The organism is Aeromonas sp. S12(2024) (assembly GCF_041402305.1).
Taxonomy (GTDB): Bacteria; Pseudomonadota; Gammaproteobacteria; order Enterobacterales; family Aeromonadaceae; genus Aeromonas; species Aeromonas veronii.
The window spans coordinates 105,136-124,527 of record NZ_JBGLRB010000016.1; the positions used below are offsets into that span (position 1 = coordinate 105,136).

The following is a 19,392-nucleotide window of genomic DNA, read 5'->3' on the forward strand; positions in this document are numbered from 1 at the left end:
ATGTTTAATGTTACTCGAATTTATCCGGCACCGGCATGTATAGCAAGAGGTCATTACACTAAAGAGGAAGTTCTCGTAGTGTTAAAACCAATGTTCTTTGAAAAATGTTATCTTTGTGAACGTGATGAGATTCAAGATGTAGAAGTAGAACATTTTATTCCTCATGAGGGTGATGATGCGTTAAAATATTCTTGGGAGAATCTTTTTTACTCTTGCTCGCGTTGTAATAGCATCAAAAGTAATCGACATGTCAATCTTCTTGACTGTACAGATGGTACCTTGGATGTAGGCTCATTAATTAGTTGCAAGATGCCATCAGCACCGTCAGATAGGGTGATGGTCGGAACTACTAGCCAGAATCCGACTCAAGAAATGATAAACACGGCAAGATTACTTGATGAATGTTTTAACCTTGAAAATACTGCATTGCGAGGTATAAGTCGTGAGGCCTTGATGGAGCAGTTATGGGATCACTACACAGATTTATTGAATGCTAGACGCGTTTTAAGAAATAAAAAATCTCCAGAGGTGGACAAAATTCGTGCAGAGCAAACTATTTCTGCAATGTTGACAGTGAAACATCCATTTTCAATATTTTGGCGTTACTACTATTTAGGTGACACCTTCTTGGTTAATACATATGCTCACTTAAGAGTTGGTTTTTAAGTTGAAGCGAATACTATATACGTCCCAACATAAATAATAGGGTCTTATATAATGAAATTCTGAGGGGTACGCTATTTTGGCTTCTGTGTCTGGGGTGCCTAGGTGCAAGTGCAGAGTGAGTTTTCCATGACCATCGTCCATGCAGGTTATCGAGGTCGATAAGATTTACTCTACTGCAAGATTTAGTAGGCTGTAATAAGGGCATAAACATTCGCATCCATAGGCTGGCCATGGAGAAATATGCGGTTTCTTGCCCAGCACTCAAAGGTTGCCCCTGCTGCGATAGCAACAGCTTCGCTGGCACTGTTGCCAATCCCCATTACGGAAATAGGCCTAACTGCTGAAAGCCAAAGTCACGGAGCAGGGCGACCGCTTGTCGGGCGATGCCGCAGCCTTGGCGGGATTGGCGTACCCAGTAACCGATATTGCCGTAACGATGATGGGGCGACAGCTGGTTGATGCCTGCGCCACCCAGCAGTTGGCCGGTAGTGGCGCAGAAGATGCCCATGTCAAAGGCGCGTCTCGCCGCACAATCCTGCTCGCAGCTGGTAAACCACTCCAGTGCGCTCTCCCGAGTAAATGAATGGGAGCACCAGCTCATCCATTTACCGACCGTCTCGATCGATTCGTGGGCCGCGCGGACAAACTCGTCGGCATCAGCAGGTTCGAACGGGCGGATCACGATATTGACGTTGGCAAGGCGCTGGAATGTCATCACTTGTCCTGCTTTTTCAGGAAGTAACTGATATGCCCCGGCGGCATATCGGGCAGCTGGCCAAAGACCTCGTAACCCTGCTTCTGATAGAAGGGGAGGGCCTGAAAACTGGTGGTTTCCAGATGGTAGTTGCTGATGCCCTTGCTTTGGGCGTACTGCTCCATGGCGCCGAGCAGGCGGCCGCCCCAGCCATCGCGGCGGATGCTTTCGTCGATCCAGAGCCAGTCGACGTGCAGCCAGCCCCACTTGATGTCGGCGATGATGCCGCCGTGTACCTTGCCCTCTTTATCCTTGATAAAGCTGGCGATCCGCTCGCGCCGAAGTTCGTACAGTTGAGGGCCTGCCTGGCTTACGTTGTAGCCCGTCAGGCCAATGCGCAGCGCTTCAACATCATCGTCCTGAGGCGGTTGGGGTGGGGTTAGTTGCATATGGGCTCCTGCGGTATGGGTTGTGGCGGCGTCAAAGGGTTAAAGCAATACCCGTTTGGGCTCTGTTTGGTCAAGTGTTCTGGTCGCTCGCCACCAGCGTGCATGGCATGGCGGCCAGTCAATGGCCCTTGCAACTTCCATCCCCCCTTGCATCACCCCAGAGTGAGGAGCAGACTGTTTGGCCTTGTTTTTATGCGATTCGATTCAAGGCATCCATCATGACTCCTGCCATCAACCTGCTGAAGAAGCTCAAAATTCCCCACAAGCTTTACCCCTACGAATGCGAAGCCCACGACGATTTCGGCAAGCATGCCGCGACCCAGCTCGGGCTGCCGGAGGCGCAGGTGTTCAAGACCCTGGTCGCCCATCACGACAAGCAGGCGGTGGTGGCCATCGTTCCCTCATCCGGTATGTGCAGTCTGAAGCAGCTGGCCAAGGCGACTGGCCTCAAGAAGGTGGAGATGATGAAACCGGCGGAAGCGGAGAAGCTGACCGGTTACAAGGTGGGTGGCATCAGCCCGCTGGCCCAGAAGAAACTGCTGCCCACCGTGCTCGACGAGTCGGCGCTGCAGTTTGACGAGATCCTGGTGAGCGGCGGCAAGCGCGGGCTGTCGGTGGGGGTGGCGCCGCAGGATATGCTGACGCTGATGAAGTGGATCGCCGCTCCCATCGGCGAAGAGTAGTACCGGGCACGGTGTGAACCTGCTCTCCGGGCCTGTGGCGGCCCGGAGGCGATGTGACTCGTGAGGATATCTGCCCGCATCCCCCTGTTTGTCGTGTTGCTTATCCTCGCACAGGCCGCGCCAAGGTGGGGTGCCCACGCTCAGGGCTACACTGAAAGTACCCTTTCAGCCAAGGCGCGGTTTATGTCACCCCTGCATCTGCTGGCTGCCGCTCTGCTCTGCGTGTTGTCGCTGACCGGACAGGCGGCCACCCGGTTTACCCATATCAGCCCGGAGAGCGAGCGGGATCCGCGTACCACTTATGATCGGGAGCTGCTGCGGCTCGCCCTCGACAAGACCCGTGAGCAGTTTGGCGACTATCTGCTGGAGCCTGCGCCGCCCATGACCAAGGCGCGCGAGCGGCTCAGCATGCAGCTCGACAGCTATCCCAACCTCTTTGTAATGGACAGCTACAGTAGCACCCGCGAGGATCTGGGGCTCGCCTATGTCCGTTTTCCCATCCATCTGGGGATCGTCAGCTACCGCATCTGTTTTGTCAGCCCGCAGCAAAAGGGGGCGGTGAGCAAAGTGACCGACCTCAAGGGGCTGCGGCAGTTTACCTTCGGTCAGGGCAAGGGGTGGCTGGATGTGGATATCCTGCGCTACGCCGGGATGGAGGCGGTGGAGGTGGAGGGGTACGAGAAGCTGTTCAAGATGGTGGCGCGGGGCCGCTTCGATCTCTTCTGCCGCGGGGTGAGCGAGCTGCGCAGCGAGCAGCTGACCCACAAGGAGATGACGGATCTGCTGGTGGATGACGCGCTGTTGATCTACTACCCGCTGCCCCGGGTTTTCTACACCAATCCCAACAATCGCGAGGCGCTGCAGCGGGTCGAGCGGGGGTTGCAGCTGGCATGGCAGGATGGCTCGCTACAGGCGCTGTGGCGCAAGAGCTTTGGCCCGGCAATCGCCTTTGCCAAGCTCTCCCAGCGCCGACTGTTGCGACTGGATAATCCCTTCCTCGACGGGATCAGCTTCGATTACCGCCCCTACTTCTATAATCCGCAGACCAATCGCTTCGGCGATTACTGAGGTGCTTGCCGCTGGCGGCAGAGGGCCAGCCAGGCCTCGGCGGTGCGCGACAGATAGCGCTCGCTCGGCCAGATCACCCCGAGCCGCCAGCTCAATTCGGGCTCCAGCGGCCGTAGCACCAGACCATCCGGGGTCAGCCGGTGGCAGACCGGCTCCGGCAAGAAGGCGACCCCCATGCCGCTGCGTACCATGGCGGTGAGAAAATCCCACTGGCTGCTGCGCGCTGCCACCTGCGGCACAAAGCCCGCCTCCTGACACGCCTGCTCCAGCCGCTCGCTCAGGGTAAACGCCTGGGTATAGAGCAGGAAGGGCTCCTCCTGCAGGGACTTCAGCCGCAGCGGCGCCTCGCCATGCCAGCGGGGTTGCTCCGGCAGCACTACCCGGATCGGGTATTGATCCAGCTCCAGCGCGCTGAGGGCCCCCCCCTCTTTGGTCGGCAGCATGGTGATGGCGAGATCCAGCTCCCCCTCCAGCACCGCCTGTTCAATGCGGCGACCGCCGTACTCCACCAGGGTCAGCTCCACCTTGGGATAGCGGGTGCGGTAGGCGCGGATCAGATCCGCATAGACGTGACCCACCATGGGGGGAATGCCGAGGGTGAGGCGACCATGTTGCAGGCTCTGCAGATCCGCCAGTTCGGCCTCCAGCTGCTGCATCTCCGCCAAGATGGTCTGGGCACGGTTGAACAGCACCTGGCCGCTGTCGGTCAGGGTGAAGCGGCGCCCTTCCCGGTTGAGCAGGGGCTGGCCCAGCTCCTCTTCGATATTGCGGATCATCTTGCTGATGGTGGGCTGGGTGACGAACAGCTTTTCAGAGGCGCGGGTGAAGCTCTTTTCCCGCACCAGTTCGACAAAATAGCGCAGGGCGCGAATATCCATGGACTCTCTCGACTCGTGTTGGCGGGTACGGGATGAAGTATGCCTATTCGGCATGAATTCGATAATTTTAATTCATTTCTGGCAGGTTTTGCTCAACTCTATACTGTGAGCCGGTTCACAGAAAGACGATGATCATGAAAGCCCTCTGCTTGCGCTGGTTACAGACTCCCTTCCAGATTGTGTTGCTGGCAGCCATCTGGCTGCTGGCCGATACCGCGGTGCGTACCCTCCATCTGCCGCTGCCCGCCAACCTCACCGGCATGCTGTTGCTGCTGGCCTGCATCCTGCTCGGAGTGGTCAAAGCCGAGTGGTTCAGCGCGGGTGCGCGCTGGTTGCTGGCCGAGATGCTGCTCTTCTTCGTGCCCGCCGTGGTGGCGGTGGTCAACTATCAGGATCTGCTGTTGCAGGAGGGGTGGCGCATCATGGTGGTGTTGCTGGTGAGCACTACGCTAGTGCTCGGTACCACGGCTCTGGTGGTGGATCGGGTTTACCGCCTCGAACTGAAACTGGCCCGCCGGAGTCGCCGCCATGTCTGATACCCTGCTCGGGCTGATCTGTTTCGCCCTCACCCTGCTCTTCTACTACGCCAGCAAATGGCTCTACGGCAAAAAGCGCATTCTGCCGCTGATGCCGCTGCTGCTGGCGCCGACTTTGCTGGTGGCCGTGGTGCTGCTGTTCCACATCCCCTATCAGGACTACATGGCGGAATCCCACTGGCTGCTCTGGCTGCTGGGCCCGGCGACCGTCGCCTTCGCGGTGCCGGTCTACGAGAACCGCCAGCTCATTCGTCGCCACTGGCTGTCGCTGTCGGTGGGGGTGGTCGCCTCGGTCATTATGGCGGTGGGGAGTACCGTGCTGCTGGCTCGCTGGCTCGATCTCTCCGACATGCTGCAACGCAGTCTGGCGATGCGCTCCATCACCACGCCGTTTGCGGTGGAGGCGACCCGCGCCATCGGTGGTCAGAGCGATCTCACTGCGCTGTTTGTGGTGCTCACCGGTGTCATCGGCATGGCGGTGGGGGAGAGCGTGCTCACCGTGCTGGCCATTCGCAGCCGCCTCGGCAAGGGGGCGGGGTTTGGTGCCTCGGCCCACGGAGCCGGTACTGCCAGGGCTTATCAGATGGGAAATGAAGAGGGAGTGGTCTCCAGCATGGTGATGATGATCGCCGGTATGGTGACCGTGCTGCTGGCGCCCCTGCTGGGCCAGCTGTTCTGGTAGGCCGGGCTTCCCTTTAGAAGGCTGCTCGTCCCGGCGCTACACTCTAGTGAGCCTGTATTTCCGGGATGAGCAGTATGACCTTTCATCGCCTCGCTTCCTGCTTGCTGCTGTGCAGTCTTTCCCTCCTTGCCACTCCCCTACGGGCGAGTGACGTCATCACTCATATCAGCCCCGAAAGCGATCGGGACTTGCGTACCCTCTATTTTCGCGATCTGTTGCAGCTGGCGCTGGAGAAGACCCGCGACAGCTTCGGTGACTACGAGCTGCGAACCGCGCCGCCGATGAACCGTATCCGGATGCGACAGATTGTGCAGACTCAGCAATACCCCAATCTGTTTGTGGCCGACAGTCTGCGCCCGGCCGCAGAGAGCGAAGCGCTGGATTACGTCCGCTTTCCGGTGGAGCTGGGCATCCTCGGTTATCGCATCTGCTTTGTCAGCCCGCAGCAGGCCGACGCAGTGGCAAGGGTCAATACCCTGACCGACCTGCAACAATTTCTGCACGGGCAGGGGCGTGGCTGGCAGGATGCGGAGATCCTGCGTCATGGGGGATTCAAGGTACAGGAGATCGACGGTTACGAGCGGCTGTTCAAGCTGGTGGCTCGCGGTCGCATCGACCTCTTCTGCCGCGGTGCCAACGAGCTCTTTATCGAGCAGGAGCAGCACAGTGATCTGCCCGGTCTCACCGTGGATCGGCGAGTGGCGCTGCACTATCCCTTCCTCCACCTCTTCTACACCCACAAGGATAATCAGGCCGCCATCCGCCGCCTCTCGGTCGGCCTCAAGCTGGCGTGGCGGGATGGCTCGCTGCAACAGCTCTGGCTGCGCCACTTCAAACCTTCCCTCGAGCAGGCGCAGCTCCCCAGGCGCCTGTTGTTCGAGTTGGCCAATCCGCGCCTTGATAAGGTGGACTTTGACTATCGGGCCTACCACTACAACCCCGTCGACGGGACGTTCGGGCCCGGGCTGCCTTGATCCTGATGGTGCTGTTAGCGGATAAAGGGCCGTCTCTTCTGATGTGCTAAATCATGCCAAGAAGGCATGTTTTTTATTATTTAAATTCATTTTTTGAAGGTTGGTGCGCTGCATATACTGGGGGTCGCTTCACGGTTCAGGTTTGCTCCTGCCCGCTTCTGGCTTGCGCGAGTGAGCCTGAATCGTCCTGCTGCGGCGTCTTGATGTTCTGCATGAAGGCGTCCATCACTGGGCCGGGATCGATCCCGGCAGGTATTACAGCTGACGGAGCCTTGTTATGTTTAATCCCCACTCTTGCGCCCTGATTGTCGAAGGGGGCGCGATGCGCGGCATCTTTGCCAGCGGCGTGCTCGATGCGTTTGTCGAAAGTCACCACTACCCGTTCGATTTCGTCATGGGCGTCTCGGCCGGTGCCACCAATCTGGTCTCCTACCTGAGCGAGCAGCCGCGCCGCAGTCACCACATCATCACCGAGCTGGCTTGCAGCTCCCGTTTTCTCGATCCCCTGCGTTTCGTCAAAGGGGGCGATCTGGTGGACATCGGCTGGCTGTGGCAAGCCAGTCGCCATCGCTTCCCGCTCGATCTCGACACTTTCTGCGCCCGCGACATTCCCTTCTACGCGGTGGCGACCGATGTGGCGAGCGGCAAGGCCATCTATCTGCCGGTGCGGCCTGACAACATGGATGAGGTGCTGACTGCCACCTGCGCTCTGCCGGTGGTGCAGCACGATACCCCCTGCGTCGATGGTCGCCCGATGGCTGATGGCGGCATCAGCGACTCCATTCCGGTGATAGAGGCCTATCGGCGCGGGGCGCGGCGGATGACGGTGGTGCTGTCGGAACCCTGGGGCTATCGCAAGAAGCCGACCCGTTTCTGCTGGATGGTCAAAGCCTTGCTGAAAACCCAGCCTGCGCTGGCGCAAGCCATGCTGGAGCGGGATCTCGCCTACAACCGGGCACTCGATTTCATTGCCAATCCCCCTGCCGATTGCGAGATCGAGGTGATCGCGCCACCGGCCGATTTCATGGTCTCCCGTTTTACCCAGGATCCGGTCAAGCTGGAGTCCGGCTATCTGCAGGGTTACTGGCAGGGGCGCCAGAGCCTGCTGCGGGCCCGTGGAGAGGTGCGGGCGGTGGCCTGACTGGTTTGCCGGGTGCTGAATATAAAAAGGGGAACCTCGCGGTTCCCCTTTTGCATGCTTGCACGGCAGCCAGTGCTTACAGCATCTGCTTGAGACGATAGAGCAGATCCAGAGCCTGACGGGGGGTGAGCTCGTCGGGGCGCAGCGCTTCCAGCTCTTCCACCACCGGATGAGGCTGCGGGGCGAGAGTCACCGGAGCCGGGCGGCTTTCACCAGCGGCGACCGGAGTGGCACTCTCCAGCTCATGCAGTTTGTGGCGGGCCTGCTGGATCACCGATTTCGGCACCCCGGCCAACGCCGCCACTTGCAGGCCGTAGGAGCGGCTGGCCGCCCCTTCCTGCACCGCGTGCATAAAGGCGATGGTGTCGCCGTGCTCCACTGCATCCAGATGAACGTTGGCCAGCCCGCTCATCAGCTCGGGTAGGCGGGTCAGCTCGAAGTAGTGGGTGGCGAACAGGGTGTAGGCGCCAATCTTGCTCGCCAGCTGTCCGGCACAGGCCCACGCCAGCGAGAGGCCGTCGTAGGTGCTGGTGCCGCGGCCAATCTCGTCCATCAGCACCAGACTGCGGGCGGTGGCGTTGTTGAGGATATTGGCGGTCTCGGTCATCTCCACCATAAAGGTGGAGCGGCCGGAGGCGAGATCGTCCGATGCCCCGATGCGGGTAAAGATGCGGTCGATGGGGCCGATGCGGGCGCTGTCGGCGGGGACGAAGGCACCGATATGGGCCAGCAGCACGATCAGCGCGGTCTGGCGCATGTAGGTCGATTTACCGCCCATGTTGGGGCCGGTGATGATCAGCATCCGCCGCTCCCGCTCCAGCCGGATAGGGTTGGCGATAAAGGGATCTGTCATCACCTGCTCCACCACCGGATGGCGGCCCGCCTCGATGATGATCTGATCCTCGTCGATGAGGGTGGGGCAGCGATAGTCGAGGGTCTCGGCCCGCTCGGCCAGGTTGGCCAGCACGTCCAGCTCCGCCAGTGCTGCGGCGGAATCCTGCAGATCGCTGAGGTGGGGCAGCAGAGCATCGAGCAACTCTTCGTAGAGCCGTTTCTCCAGCGCCAGCGCCTGGGACTGGGCGGTGAGCACCTTGTCCTCGTACTTCTTCAGCTCATCGATGATGTAGCGTTCGTTGTTCTTGAGGGTCTGACGGCGGATGTAGTGGGCCGGCACCAGATGGCTGTTGGCGCGGCTCACCTCTATATAGAAGCCGTGCACCTTGTTGTAACCCACCTTGAGGGTGTTGATGCCGGTCAGCAGTTTTTCCCGCTCTTCGATGCGGGCGAGGCTGGCGGTGGCACCGTTGGCCAGATCCCGTAGCTCGTCCAGCTCCTGATTGAAGCCGTCACGAATGACGCCACCATCGCGGATCAGCACCGGCGGCACCTCCATCACCGCACGCTCCAGCAGGTCGAGCAGCTCGGGGAAGGTGCTGGCACGCTCGGCCAGTTGTTGCACCGCTTCGTGCTCGTTGTCCGTCAGCAGGCGCTGCAACTCGGGTAACTGGGCGAAGGCCTGACGCAGACGGGTGAGGTCGCGCGGGCGGGCCGAGCGCAGGGCCAGACGAGCCAGCACCCGCTCCACATCCCCCACCTGACGCAGCAGGTTGCCCAGCTCGTCATAGAGGTTCTGCTCAATGAGCTCCTTGATGGTGCTCTGGCGACCTTTCAGGATCACCCGATCGCGGATCGGCTGGTGGATCCAGCGCTTGAGCAGGCGGCTGCCCATGGGAGTGGCGGTGCGATCCAGCACCTCGGCCAGGGTATTTTCATAGCCACCGGCCAGATTCTGGGTCAGCTCCAGATTGCGGCGGGTAGCGGCATCCATGATGACCGCATGATCTGGCTGCTCGAGGCGTACGTTGCGGATGTGGGGCAGGGCGGTGCGCTGGGTATCTTTGACGTACTGCATCAGACAACCAGCGGCGCACAGGGCGGTCTCGCTCTTGTCGACACCAAAGCCCACCAGATCCTGGGTGCCGAATTGCTGGCAGAGCAGCTTGCGGGCGGTGCCCAGCTCAAACTCCCACTCCGGGCGGCGACGCAGGCCGCGGCGACCCTCTATATGGTGCAGGAATTCGAAGGATTCCGGGTAGAGCAGCTCGGCCGGATTGGTGCGCTGCAGCTCTGCCAGCAGGGTCTCTTCTTTCTCGAACTGGTTGATGAAGAAGCGGCCGGAGCCGATGTCCATGGTGCCATAGCCGAAGCGGCGGCCATCGTGGTAGACGGCTGCGATCAGGTTGTCCTGTCGCTCGCTGAGCAGCGCCTCGTCGGAGACGGTGCCCGGGGTGATGATGCGAATAACCTTGCGCTCCACCGGCCCCTTGCTGGTGGCGGGATCCCCCACCTGTTCGCAGATGGCGGCGGATTCGCCGAGCTGCACCAGCTTGGCCAGATACCCTTCGATAGCGTGATAGGGCACCCCCGCCATTGGGATGGGGCTGCCAGCCGACTGGCCGCGCTTGGTCAGGGAGATATCGAGCAGTTGGGAGGCCTTGCGGGCATCGTCATAGAACAGCTCGTAGAAGTCGCCCATCCGGTAGAACAGCAGGATCTCCGGGTTCTCGGCCTTGAGGCCAAGGTACTGCTGCATCATGGGCGTGTGGGCGCTCAGATTGGCGCCGGGAGCGGAGCTTGTGGCGCCGCTGGCTTGGTGTTGTGCGGTCATGTTCTGTTCCAGAAGGGGCCTCTGCGGGCCAGTGTCTGCGGTGATGAGCCTTGGGCTTGATGGCGCCATTCTACACATAAGCGCCGCGACGGGGGAGCGGGTGTTCCGGGCGCGGTTGCTCTGCGCTATTGAAGGCATGACACAGGTGCGGCACCTCACATTGCGGCAGGCAGGGGCGGTCTGCCGTGGTTGCGGGCGGCGCTAGCAGGATCGCATAATGTGCCTCTTGAGCGGATCAGAAGGAGTCGTGATGAAACTGGATGCAGAGATAGAGCACCTTGCCATCGAGCTGGGACGGGCCCTTGGCCAGCGGGGCTGGCTGGCGGCGACCGCCGAATCCTGTACCGGCGGCGGGGTGGCCAGCGCCATCACCGACATCGCGGGCAGCTCCGGCTGGTTCGATCGCGGATTTGTCACCTACACCAACGAGGCCAAGCAGCAGATGTTGGGGGTGAGCAGCGATAGCCTTGAACAGCACGGTGCCGTGAGCGAAGCGGTGGTGCTGGAGATGGCCCGCGGCGCGCTGGCGCACTCTTCTGCCTCCATCAGCGTTGCCATCAGTGGCATCGCCGGCCCCGGTGGCGCCACCGAGGGCAAGCCGGTCGGCACCGTCTGGTTCGCCTGGGCCGATCGCAACGGTCGTCACCACTCCCTGCTCGCCCGCTTCGACGGGGATCGCCGACAGGTGCGCCAGCAGGCGGTGAGACAGGCCTTGTCGGGTCTGTTGGCCCTGCTCAGATAAATTGGGCTTGATACTGTATGAATAGACAGTATACTTAGCCCAACTTCACTTCTTACTCACGATTTCCAGCGGAGATTGGCATGGATCAGAACAAACAGAAGGCACTGGCGGCTGCGCTGGGTCAGATTGAAAAGCAGTTCGGCAAAGGTTCCATCATGCGTCTGGGCGACAGCAAGACCATGGATATCGAAGCCATCTCCACTGGCTCCCTCTCTCTGGACGTGGCGCTGGGCATCGGCGGTCTGCCGTGTGGCCGTATCGTCGAAATCTACGGCCCGGAATCTTCCGGTAAAACCACCCTCACCCTGCAGGTGATCGCGGAAGCCCAGAAGAAAGGTAAAACCTGTGCCTTCGTCGATGCGGAACACGCCCTCGACCCTATCTACGCTGCCAAGCTGGGCGTCAACGTCGACGACCTGCTCATCTCCCAGCCGGATACCGGTGAACAGGCGCTGGAGATCTGCGACATGCTGGTTCGCTCCAACGCGGTTGACGTCATCATCGTCGACTCCGTGGCAGCCCTGACGCCGAAAGCGGAAATCGAAGGGGAGATGGGTGATTCCCACGTTGGCCTGCAGGCCCGTCTGATGTCCCAGGCGCTGCGCAAGCTGACTGCCAACATCAAGAACGCCAACTGCCTGTGCATCTTCATCAACCAGATCCGGATGAAGATCGGCGTCATGTTCGGTAGCCCGGAGACCACTACCGGTGGTAACGCGCTCAAATTCTACGCCTCCGTGCGTCTGGATATCCGTCGTATCGGCGCCATCAAGGAAGGCGACGAAGTGGTCGGTAACGAGACCCGCGTCAAAGTGGTCAAGAACAAGGTGGCCCCGCCCTTCAAGCAGGCTGAATTCCAGATCTTCTACGGCGCCGGTATCTCCAAAGAGGGCGAGCTGGTGGATCTCGGTGTCAAGCACAAGCTGATCGACAAGGCCGGTGCCTGGTACAGCTACAACGGCGAGAAGATCGGTCAGGGCAAGGCCAACGTGATGAAGCTGTTCGCCGAGAACAAGGTGATGGCTGGCGAAGTGGAAGCCCGCTTGCGCGAGCTGCTGCTCTCCGGCGCAGTGCCTGTCGATGACAAGGCTGCACCGGTTGAGGCAGACGAGTTCGATGCCGAAAGCGAACAAGAGTTCGAATAAGGAACAAAGGAAGGCCGGGTAGATACCCGGCCTTGTTATTTATGATGGTTGATGAATCCGTGACCGAACCGGTCGACCCTGCCGAACCGACCTTTGCAGAGCAGCTTACCGCCGCCCGCGCCTTTGCCATGCGCAGTTTGGCCCGCCGCGAGAGTGCCGAGTCAGAGCTGGCCAACCGGCTGCGCCAGCAGGGCTTCAATGAAGAGGTGATCGAGGCGGTGGTCGACTACTGCCGCGGTTACAACTGGGTCAATGACGAACGTTACGGCGGTATGGCTGTACGTGCCGGTGCCGCCAAGGGCCATGGCCCCATCAAGATCCGCTTCGATCTGCGCCGCAAGGGGCTCGACGATATGCAGATTGATGCCGCATTCGATCAGCCGGAGCTGGACTGGTTCGAACTGGCGTTTGCCCTGCTCGAACGGCGCGCCCGGGTGGCCGATCTGGCCGATTTCAAGCTGCGGATGAAGTGGCTCAAATACCTGCTGGGGCGAGGCTTTACCCAAGATCAGGCCCGTTACGCTATCTCTGCCCTGCAGGAGCTGGAAGAGTAACGCCACTGCGTGGCAAACGTCGTTTCACCTCTCCTGGTGGCAGGTTTTCCCTGCCTGTTCAGTAGCTTGCGCGCACAATCCCGAAAAAGCGGCCTTTTGTTCATCTCATCTCTCTTTATGCGCTGCTTTTTTGCCTCTCGACAGTGAAAAAAGCCACTGTGAGCAGTGGCGCTCTTTTCTGGCCCGTTTATGTGCGCTTTTTCGCCCGTGGCGGCCCTGTCCGTTTTACTTTACCCCGCAGAAAACTTACATTAATGCGGTTAAAAGTCCGTATTCGAATCAAGCAGGATTTTCCATGTATATGTCCACGTCAGAGATTCGCGCTGCGTTTCTCGAGTATTTCCGTTCCCAGGGGCACCAGGTTGTCTCCTCCAGCTCGCTGGTACCGCATAACGACCCGACCCTGTTGTTTACCAACGCGGGTATGAACCAGTTCAAGGACGTGTTCCTTGGCGCAGACAAGCGTGCCTACAATCGCGCGACGACTTCCCAGCGTTGCGTGCGTGCCGGTGGTAAGCACAACGATCTGGAAAACGTCGGCTATACCGCTCGTCACCACACCTTCTTCGAAATGCTGGGCAACTTCAGCTTCGGCGACTACTTCAAACAGGATGCCATCAAGTTTGCATGGGGCTTCCTGACCGAGGTGCTGCAGCTGCCGAAAGATCGCCTGCTGGTGACCGTCTACGCGACTGACGATGAAGCTTTCGATATCTGGGAAAAAGAGGTCGGTGTCCCGGCCGATCGCATCGTGCGCATCGGTGACAACAAGGGGGCCCCTTACGCTTCCGACAACTTCTGGGCGATGGGCGATACCGGCCCGTGCGGTCCCTGCACCGAGATCTTCTATGACCACGGCGATCACATCTGGGGTGGCCGTCCCGGCTCACCGGAAGAGGATGGCGACCGTTTCATCGAGATCTGGAACGTGGTCTTCATGCAGTTCAACCGTCAGGCTGACGGCACCATGGAGCCGCTGCCGCGTCCGTCCGTGGATACTGGCATGGGTCTGGAGCGTATCTCCGCCATCATGCAGGGTGTCCACTCCAACTACGAAATCGACATCTTCCAGGCGCTGATCAAGAAAGCGGCCGAGATTGTCGGCACCACCGATCTGAGCAACCAGTCCCTGCGCGTCATCGCTGACCACATCCGCTCCTGCGCCTTCCTGGTGGCAGATGGCGTGATGCCGTCCAACGAAGGTCGTGGCTATGTGCTGCGTCGCATTATCCGCCGCGCCGTGCGTCACGGTCGCAAGCTGGGTGCGACCGATGTCTTCTTCTACAAACTGGCTGCCGAGCTGGCGGTGCAGATGAAGGATGTCGCTGCCGAGCTGATCGCCCAGCTGCCGCTGGTCGAGCGCGTGCTGCGCATCGAAGAGGAGCAGTTTGTCCGCACCTTGGATCGCGGTCTGCTGCTGCTGGAAGGCGCTCTGGCCAACCTGGGTGATGCCAAGGTTATTCCGGGCGAAGTGGTGTTCAAGCTCTATGACACTTACGGCTTCCCGGCCGACCTGACTGCCGACGTGGTGCGCGAGCGCGAGATCGGCATCGACGAAGAGGGCTTCAAGGCCGAGATGGAGAAGCAGCGTGCTCGCGCCAAAGAAGCCTCCAGCTTCGGCGTGAACTACAACGAGATGCTCAAGCTCGACTTCGAGACCCCCTTCACCGGTTACAAGACCTTGACCGAGCGTACCCGCGTGGTTGGTATCTACAAGGGTGTGGAAGAGGTGAGCGGTCTTATCGCCGGTGACGAAGCGGTCATCGTGCTGGAGGAGACCCCCTTCTACGCCGAGTCCGGCGGCCAGATTGGCGACAGCGGTACCCTGAAAGTGGACGACGGTATCTTTGCCGTGACCGACACCCTGAAAGCGGGCAAGGCGATCATCCACAAGGGCTACATGGAGCTGGGCACCCTGGAGAAGGGCGCCGAAGTGGAAGCCGTGGTTGATGGCGATCGTCGTCAGGCCATCGCCCTGAACCACTCCGTGACTCACCTGCTGCACGCTGCCCTGCGTCAGGCTCTGGGCGAGCACGTAACCCAGAAAGGTTCTCTGGTAGGGGCCGAGCGCATGCGCTTTGACTTCTCCCACTTCGAGGGGCTGACCATGGCGACGATTCGCCGGGTCGAGGAGCTGGTCAACAACCAGATCCGCGCCAACCACGAAATCACCACCCAGCTGATGGATCTGGAAGCGGCCAAGTCCGCCGGTGCCATGGCGCTGTTTGGTGAAAAATATGAAGACGACGTGCGTGTGGTGCGCATGGGCGACTACTCCACCGAACTGTGCGGCGGTACTCACGCCAAGCGCACCGGTGATATCGGCTTCTTCAAGATCATCGCCGAGAGCGGTATCGCAGCTGGCGTGCGCCGTATCGAAGCGGTGACCGGCAAAGCGGCCATCGACTTCATGCATCAGGTCGGCGAGCAGATCGAAGAGGCTGCCGCACTGGTGAAAGGTGACCAGTTCTGCATCGCCGACAAGGTTCGCCAGATGCTGGACAAGGCCAAGATGATGGAGCGCGAGCTGGAGCAGCTCAAGGCCAAGCTGGCCGCTCAGGCCGGTAACGACCTGCTGGGTCAGGTAATCGAGATCAACGGTCAGAAGGTGCTGGTTGCAGCGCTGGAAGGGGCCGATCCGAAATCCCTGCGCGGCATGCTGGACGAACTGAAGAACCAGATGAAGTCCGGTGTCGTACTGCTGGCCACCTGTGCCGATGGCAAGGTCAACCTGATCGCCGGCGTCACCAACGACCTGACCGGCAAGGTCAAGGCCGGTGAACTGGTCAATCTGGTTGCCCAGCAGGTGGGTGGCAAGGGCGGTGGTCGTCCGGACATGGCACAGGCGGGTGGTACCCAGCCTGAGGCGGTGCCGGCAGCGCTGCAATCCGTTCACTCCTGGCTGGAAGAGCGCCTGTAATCGGGCGAGGTGATCTGTGGCACTCTATGTACAGAAGTACGGCGGCACCTCGGTCGGCACACTGGAGCGGATCGAGGCGGTAGCTGAGCGGGTCGAGCAGACCCGCGCCCTGGGACACGACGTGGTGGTGGTTGTCTCCGCCATGTCGGGCGAAACCAACCGGCTGCTGGGCATGGCCCAGCAGCTGGATCCTGATGCCAACCGGCGGGAGATGGATGTACTGGTCTCCACCGGTGAGCAGGTCACCATAGCGCTGCTGGCCATCGCGTTGAACAAACGCGGTTGTCCTGCGGTCTCAATGACCGGTGATCAGGTGCGGATTCACACCGATTCCGCCTATGGCAAGGCGCGCATCACCCACATCGACACCGAGCTGGTTCATGCCGAACTGGCTGCAGGCAAGGTGGTGGTGATCGCCGGTTTCCAGGGCCGTGACGAGCATAACGCCATCACAACCTTGGGCCGCGGCGGTTCGGATACCACGGCGGTTGCCGTGGCGGCGGCCATCAAGGCCGATGAGTGCCAGATCTTTACCGATGTGGATGGGGTATACACCACGGATCCGCGCATCGAGCCCAAGGCGCGTCGTCTCGACACCATCACCTTCGAGGAGATGCTGGAGATGGCCAGTCTCGGCGCCAAGGTGCTGCAGATCCGCTCGGTGGAGTTTGCGGGCAAGTACCGCGTCCCGCTGCGGGTGCTGTCGAGCTTTATCGATGGAGAGGGAACCTTAATCACATATGGAGGTGATAGGATGGAAGCTCCCCTGGTATCCGGGATCGCTTTTAACCGCAACGAGGCCAGCCTGACCATTCTGGGCGTGCCGGACAGACCAACCGTTGCCGCGCAGATCCTGAATCCGATCAGCGACGCCAACATTGATGTCGACATGATTGTGCAGAACACCCTGGGAGATGGCACCGCCGACTTCACCTTCACGGTGAATCGTGACGACTATCGCCGCGCCCGGGCACTGCTGGAGGAGACCGCCACCGAACTTGGCGCCTCCTGCGTGCAGGGAAATGGCGAAATTGCCAAGGTTTCAATTGTCGGTGTCGGCATGTGGAACCATCCCGGTGTTGCGCGCACCATGTTCAAGGTATTGGGCGAGGAGGGGATCAACATGCAGTTGATCTCGACCTCTGAAATCAAAATCTCTGTGGTAATTGACGAGAAGTATCTGGAGCTGGCGGTGCGAGCCCTGCACGCGGCTTTCGGGTTGGATCAGGCACCGCAAGAGCAGCCCTTGGGCTAACAATCTCTGATTGATTTAGTTTCAACCATTTACCATATCGGTATCTTTGTTAGATAATGTCGCATATCGATATAAAAACAAAACAGGATACAGGAGCAAGCGAATGCTTATTTTGACTCGTCGTGTTGGGGAAACCCTGATGATTGGTGATGAAGTAACTGTCACCGTACTGGGCGTTAAAGGCAACCAGGTCCGTATCGGTGTTAACGCGCCGAAAGAGGTCTCCGTTCACCGCGAAGAGATCTACCAGCGCATCCAGGCCGAGAAAGTTCCGGGCCAACCGGGCTTCTAAGCCACTTTCATGGCTGTGACAAGGCGACACCTCATGTGTCGCCTTTTGTTTTTCCAGCCCCCTGAAATCGCCCTGCAGGGCGCGAAACTGCGGGATAAGTGCCGATATTGTTTGAATATTCCACGCTTTGACCAAATGCTGAGCGAACGCACTTTTTTCTCCAAAAAAGTGTTTGACTAAAAATCCCTGTGAAGTATTATCAGCCCCGCAAACGGAGAGGTGGCCGAGAGGCTGAAGGCGCTCCCCTGCTAAGGGAGTATGCGGCTTATACCCGCATCGGGGGTTCGAATCCCCCCTTCTCCGCCATTTGCGCCCGTAGCTCAGCTGGATAGAGTACCTGGCTACGAACCAGGTGGTCAGAGGTTCGAATCCTCTCGGGCGCACCATATTACGACTCAAGCAAGAGTCATGTGTTGACCATCAGCAAGTCAACACTTTGGAAAAGGCTTACTGATAAGTAAGCTTTTTTTATCGTTTTAAAACAGGGCGCCCGTAGCTCAGCTGGATAGAGTACCTGGCTACGAACCAGGTGGTCAGAGGTTCGAATCCTCTCGGGCGCACCATATTTCAAGCAGTACCAAAAGTTTATGAGCGCCCGTAGCTCAGCTGGATAGAGTACCTGGCTACGAACCAGGTGGTCAGAGGTTCGAATCCTCTCGGGCGCACCATACAGACAGCCTCGACTTCGGTCGGGGCTGTTTTTTTATGGGCGACATGTACCCCTGTCGTGTGGATCCGCGTTCGCTGTGGCGGCCGGGTCACCCTCCTGCCTGTCTGTTCTTGTCCTCTTTTATACCTCTTCTGTTATTGAGCTGTGTTCTTCTGAACGGTACAACCCTTTGCCTCATCTATAGGCGCGCTGTATGCCTGCTGTTGCAACGGCAGATGCCGCGCAGCATATCCCTCAGGGTTCGCCATCAACATCATGCAAAGCCTGCAGAGGCGTTCTGCAGGCAATAAAAAAGGATGCCGCAGCATCCTTTTGTGTCGAGATATTTACTCAGCTTTTCAGCCATTTGCGAATGCGGTTGGCATCGCCGATAGGGGTACGTTTGCCCACCGAGTTGAGCAGCACGATGGCAAGCTCGCGGCTGTCCGGTTTGGCGCGCATCACTAGACAGCGCCCCGCTTCGTCAGTGAAGCCGGTCTTGGAGAGGCGTACGTCCCAATCCGGGTTTTTCACCAGCGGGTTGGTGTTGTTGAACATCAGGCTGTAGGCGGGGGCGCTGAAGCGCATCTCCCGGTTCTCATCCTGAGTGAACTGACGGATCAGCGGCTGGCGATAGGCGGCGGCGGCCAGCTTGCCCAGATCCTGGGCGGTGGAGACGTTGCGGGTGGAGAGGCCGGTGGAGTCGTAGAAGTGGGTATTACGCATACCCAGCTGTCTGGCCTTGTTGTTCATGGCTCGCACGAAGGCGCTGCGACCGCCCGGATAGTGACGCGCCAGTGCCGAGGCCATCCGGTTTTCGGAGGACATCAGCGCCAGATGCAGGGCGTCGCGGCGGGTCACCTTGGTGCCCATGCGGATGCGGGAGTGGGTGTGTTTGACCCGATCCAGATCGTTCTTGTCGACCGTGATGGTCTGGTTGAGATTCTGCTTGGCATCCAGCACCACCAGCGCTGTCATCAGCTTGGTGAGGGAGGCGATGGGACGCACCTTGGTGGCATTCTTCTGGTAGAGCGTCTTGCCCGTTTTTACATCCACGACCAGGGCGCTGCTCGAGCGTACTTCCAGTTTGGCTGGGTTGGGGGCCGCGCTGACCGCAGGCAATCCCAGCATTCCCATCAACCCGACAACCAGCGCTGCTGCGCGAATCCGACACCACATACAACCGACTCCATTCCCATCCAAAAAAAGGCGCTAGATTCACTCATTTTTACCCCGGCTTTACAAGGGCCGAGCGGGACTATTTCTGCTATTTGCGCAAAATTGGTGTCTAGTCCTGAAATAGGTTTACACATTTTCAACTAGCATTTTTCTACTCAGAATCCCCTATGTACCGCATCGGGGGTTCTGTATTTCAACGCATGATGCGGCCGCTCCG

The 19,392-nt window shown here is 59.5% G+C and carries 17 protein-coding genes, 4 tRNA genes and 1 pseudogene; 17 read left to right on the forward strand and 5 right to left on the reverse strand.

All coding sequences use genetic code 11. The features are described 5' to 3' along the window. Positions 1 to 666 carry an HNH endonuclease gene (locus ACB035_RS15600; RefSeq protein WP_259584280.1) on the forward strand — a complete coding sequence of 222 codons (666 nt, stop codon included), beginning with the start codon at positions 1 to 3 and terminating at the stop codon, positions 664 to 666. A 182-nt stretch (positions 667 to 848) separates the two neighbouring features. Here ACB035_RS15600 and ACB035_RS15605 read toward each other — a convergent pair. Then, positions 849 to 1,381, reverse strand: a pseudogene (locus tag ACB035_RS15605) (GNAT family N-acetyltransferase). After that, complete coding sequence (locus tag ACB035_RS15610) at positions 1,381 to 1,809, reverse strand: GNAT family N-acetyltransferase (RefSeq protein WP_058056327.1); 429 nt, start codon at positions 1,807 to 1,809, stop codon at positions 1,381 to 1,383. The pseudogene ACB035_RS15605 and the gene ACB035_RS15610 overlap by 1 nt, the downstream one beginning before the upstream one ends. A 218-nt stretch (positions 1,810 to 2,027) precedes the next feature. Here ACB035_RS15610 and ybaK point away from each other — a divergent pair, with 218 nt between their 5' ends. Both ybaK and ACB035_RS15620 read left to right on the forward strand, forming a co-directional pair. Then, positions 2,028 to 2,492, forward strand: coding sequence for a Cys-tRNA(Pro) deacylase (gene ybaK, locus ACB035_RS15615; RefSeq protein WP_005336092.1), 465 nt, complete (start codon positions 2,028 to 2,030; stop codon positions 2,490 to 2,492). 183 nt (positions 2,493 to 2,675) lie between these two features. Further along, complete coding sequence (locus ACB035_RS15620) at positions 2,676 to 3,560, forward strand: hypothetical protein (protein ID WP_371167635.1); 885 nt, start codon at positions 2,676 to 2,678, stop codon at positions 3,558 to 3,560. Here the strand turns inward: ACB035_RS15620 and ACB035_RS15625 are convergent. Beyond that, positions 3,554 to 4,438, reverse strand: coding sequence for a LysR substrate-binding domain-containing protein (locus ACB035_RS15625; RefSeq protein WP_371167636.1), 885 nt, complete (start codon positions 4,436 to 4,438; stop codon positions 3,554 to 3,556). The two genes, ACB035_RS15620 and ACB035_RS15625, sit on opposite strands and share 7 nt — an antisense overlap. Before the next feature lie 134 nt (positions 4,439 to 4,572). Here ACB035_RS15625 and ACB035_RS15630 point away from each other — a divergent pair, with 134 nt between their 5' ends. The 4 genes from ACB035_RS15630 (at position 4,573) to ACB035_RS15645 (ending at position 7,771) form a co-directional block, all read left to right on the forward strand. Continuing rightward, the gene (locus ACB035_RS15630) at positions 4,573 to 4,974 is read left to right on the forward strand and encodes a CidA/LrgA family protein (protein ID WP_040069042.1); all 402 of its coding nucleotides are present in this window, start codon (positions 4,573 to 4,575) and stop codon (positions 4,972 to 4,974) included. After that, positions 4,967 to 5,656: an LrgB family protein gene (locus ACB035_RS15635; RefSeq protein ID WP_042081343.1), complete on the forward strand. Its 690-nt coding sequence runs from the start codon at positions 4,967 to 4,969 to the stop codon at positions 5,654 to 5,656. Before ACB035_RS15630 ends, ACB035_RS15635 begins: the two co-directional genes overlap by 8 nt. Positions 5,657 to 5,730: 74 nt before the next feature. Beyond that, positions 5,731 to 6,630 (forward strand): hypothetical protein, encoded by a 900-nt coding sequence (locus tag ACB035_RS15640; protein WP_279486444.1) that lies wholly within the window; start codon positions 5,731 to 5,733, stop codon positions 6,628 to 6,630. Between the two features lie 277 nt (positions 6,631 to 6,907). Beyond that, complete coding sequence (locus ACB035_RS15645) at positions 6,908 to 7,771, forward strand: patatin family protein (protein WP_279486445.1); 864 nt, start codon at positions 6,908 to 6,910, stop codon at positions 7,769 to 7,771. A 76-nt stretch (positions 7,772 to 7,847) separates the two neighbouring features. On the opposite strand, the gene mutS is transcribed toward ACB035_RS15645, so the two are convergent. Beyond that, a complete protein-coding gene (mutS, locus tag ACB035_RS15650) occupies positions 7,848 to 10,439 on the reverse strand; it encodes a DNA mismatch repair protein MutS (RefSeq protein ID WP_371167637.1) in 2,592 nt (863 codons plus the stop codon). 250 nt (positions 10,440 to 10,689) lie between these two features. Between mutS and pncC the strand changes: the two genes are divergently transcribed. From pncC to ACB035_RS15700, 10 genes are all read left to right on the forward strand, one after another. Continuing rightward, positions 10,690 to 11,181 carry a nicotinamide-nucleotide amidase gene (gene pncC / locus ACB035_RS15655; RefSeq protein WP_005357800.1) on the forward strand — a complete coding sequence of 164 codons (492 nt, stop codon included), beginning with the start codon at positions 10,690 to 10,692 and terminating at the stop codon, positions 11,179 to 11,181. Positions 11,182 to 11,261: 80 nt separating this feature from the next. Continuing rightward, a complete protein-coding gene (gene recA / locus ACB035_RS15660; RefSeq protein ID WP_005348744.1) occupies positions 11,262 to 12,326 on the forward strand; it encodes a recombinase RecA in 1,065 nt (354 codons plus the stop codon). A 44-nt stretch (positions 12,327 to 12,370) separates the two neighbouring features. Next, positions 12,371 to 12,880, forward strand: a complete 510-nt coding sequence (locus ACB035_RS15665; protein ID WP_371167642.1) for a regulatory protein RecX — start codon at positions 12,371 to 12,373, stop codon at positions 12,878 to 12,880. Positions 12,881 to 13,175: 295 nt separating this feature from the next. After that, complete coding sequence (gene alaS, locus ACB035_RS15670) at positions 13,176 to 15,800, forward strand: alanine--tRNA ligase (RefSeq protein WP_371167638.1); 2,625 nt, start codon at positions 13,176 to 13,178, stop codon at positions 15,798 to 15,800. A 16-nt stretch (positions 15,801 to 15,816) separates the two neighbouring features. Next, positions 15,817 to 17,055 carry an aspartate kinase gene (locus tag ACB035_RS15675; protein WP_111900278.1) on the forward strand — a complete coding sequence of 413 codons (1,239 nt, stop codon included), beginning with the start codon at positions 15,817 to 15,819 and terminating at the stop codon, positions 17,053 to 17,055. A 103-nt stretch (positions 17,056 to 17,158) separates the two neighbouring features. After that, entirely contained in the window at positions 17,159 to 17,347 is a 189-nt protein-coding gene (gene csrA, locus ACB035_RS15680) for a carbon storage regulator CsrA (protein ID WP_005336053.1), read from the forward strand. A gap of 213 nt (positions 17,348 to 17,560) precedes the next feature. Further along, a tRNA-Ser gene (locus ACB035_RS15685) sits at positions 17,561 to 17,653 on the forward strand. Positions 17,654 to 17,656: 3 nt separating this feature from the next. Beyond that, a tRNA-Arg gene (locus tag ACB035_RS15690) sits at positions 17,657 to 17,733 on the forward strand. Between the two features lie 100 nt (positions 17,734 to 17,833). Next, a tRNA-Arg gene (locus ACB035_RS15695) sits at positions 17,834 to 17,910 on the forward strand. A gap of 28 nt (positions 17,911 to 17,938) precedes the next feature. Continuing rightward, positions 17,939 to 18,015: transfer RNA gene (locus tag ACB035_RS15700), tRNA-Arg, on the forward strand. 332 nt (positions 18,016 to 18,347) lie between these two features. Here ACB035_RS15700 and pbpG read toward each other — a convergent pair. Then, the gene (gene pbpG, locus ACB035_RS15705) at positions 18,348 to 19,175 is read right to left on the reverse strand and encodes a D-alanyl-D-alanine endopeptidase (RefSeq protein WP_005348750.1); all 828 of its coding nucleotides are present in this window, start codon (positions 19,173 to 19,175) and stop codon (positions 18,348 to 18,350) included. Positions 19,176 to 19,392: the final 217 nt, after the last annotated feature.

Excerpts from the sequence above, each read along its gene's own strand:
- ACB035_RS15600 (WP_259584280.1), top strand. The coding sequence starts at position 1 with ATGTTTAATGTTACTCGAATTTATCCGGCACCGGCATGTATAGCAAGA.
- ACB035_RS15610 (WP_058056327.1), bottom strand. The coding sequence starts at position 1,809 with ATGCAACTAACCCCACCCCAACCGCCTCAGGACGATGATGTTGAAGCG.
- ybaK (WP_005336092.1), top strand. The coding sequence starts at position 2,028 with ATGACTCCTGCCATCAACCTGCTGAAGAAGCTCAAAATTCCCCACAAG.
- ACB035_RS15620 (WP_371167635.1), top strand. The coding sequence starts at position 2,676 with ATGTCACCCCTGCATCTGCTGGCTGCCGCTCTGCTCTGCGTGTTGTCG.
- ACB035_RS15625 (WP_371167636.1), bottom strand. The coding sequence starts at position 4,438 with ATGGATATTCGCGCCCTGCGCTATTTTGTCGAACTGGTGCGGGAAAAG.
- ACB035_RS15630 (WP_040069042.1), top strand. The coding sequence starts at position 4,573 with ATGAAAGCCCTCTGCTTGCGCTGGTTACAGACTCCCTTCCAGATTGTG.
- ACB035_RS15635 (WP_042081343.1), top strand. The coding sequence starts at position 4,967 with ATGTCTGATACCCTGCTCGGGCTGATCTGTTTCGCCCTCACCCTGCTC.
- ACB035_RS15640 (WP_279486444.1), top strand. The coding sequence starts at position 5,731 with ATGACCTTTCATCGCCTCGCTTCCTGCTTGCTGCTGTGCAGTCTTTCC.
- ACB035_RS15645 (WP_279486445.1), top strand. The coding sequence starts at position 6,908 with ATGTTTAATCCCCACTCTTGCGCCCTGATTGTCGAAGGGGGCGCGATG.
- mutS (WP_371167637.1), bottom strand. The coding sequence starts at position 10,439 with ATGACCGCACAACACCAAGCCAGCGGCGCCACAAGCTCCGCTCCCGGC.
- pncC (WP_005357800.1), top strand. The coding sequence starts at position 10,690 with ATGAAACTGGATGCAGAGATAGAGCACCTTGCCATCGAGCTGGGACGG.
- recA (WP_005348744.1), top strand. The coding sequence starts at position 11,262 with ATGGATCAGAACAAACAGAAGGCACTGGCGGCTGCGCTGGGTCAGATT.
- ACB035_RS15665 (WP_371167642.1), top strand. The coding sequence starts at position 12,371 with ATGGTTGATGAATCCGTGACCGAACCGGTCGACCCTGCCGAACCGACC.
- alaS (WP_371167638.1), top strand. The coding sequence starts at position 13,176 with ATGTATATGTCCACGTCAGAGATTCGCGCTGCGTTTCTCGAGTATTTC.
- csrA (WP_005336053.1), top strand. The coding sequence starts at position 17,159 with ATGCTTATTTTGACTCGTCGTGTTGGGGAAACCCTGATGATTGGTGAT.
- pbpG (WP_005348750.1), bottom strand. The coding sequence starts at position 19,175 with ATGTGGTGTCGGATTCGCGCAGCAGCGCTGGTTGTCGGGTTGATGGGA.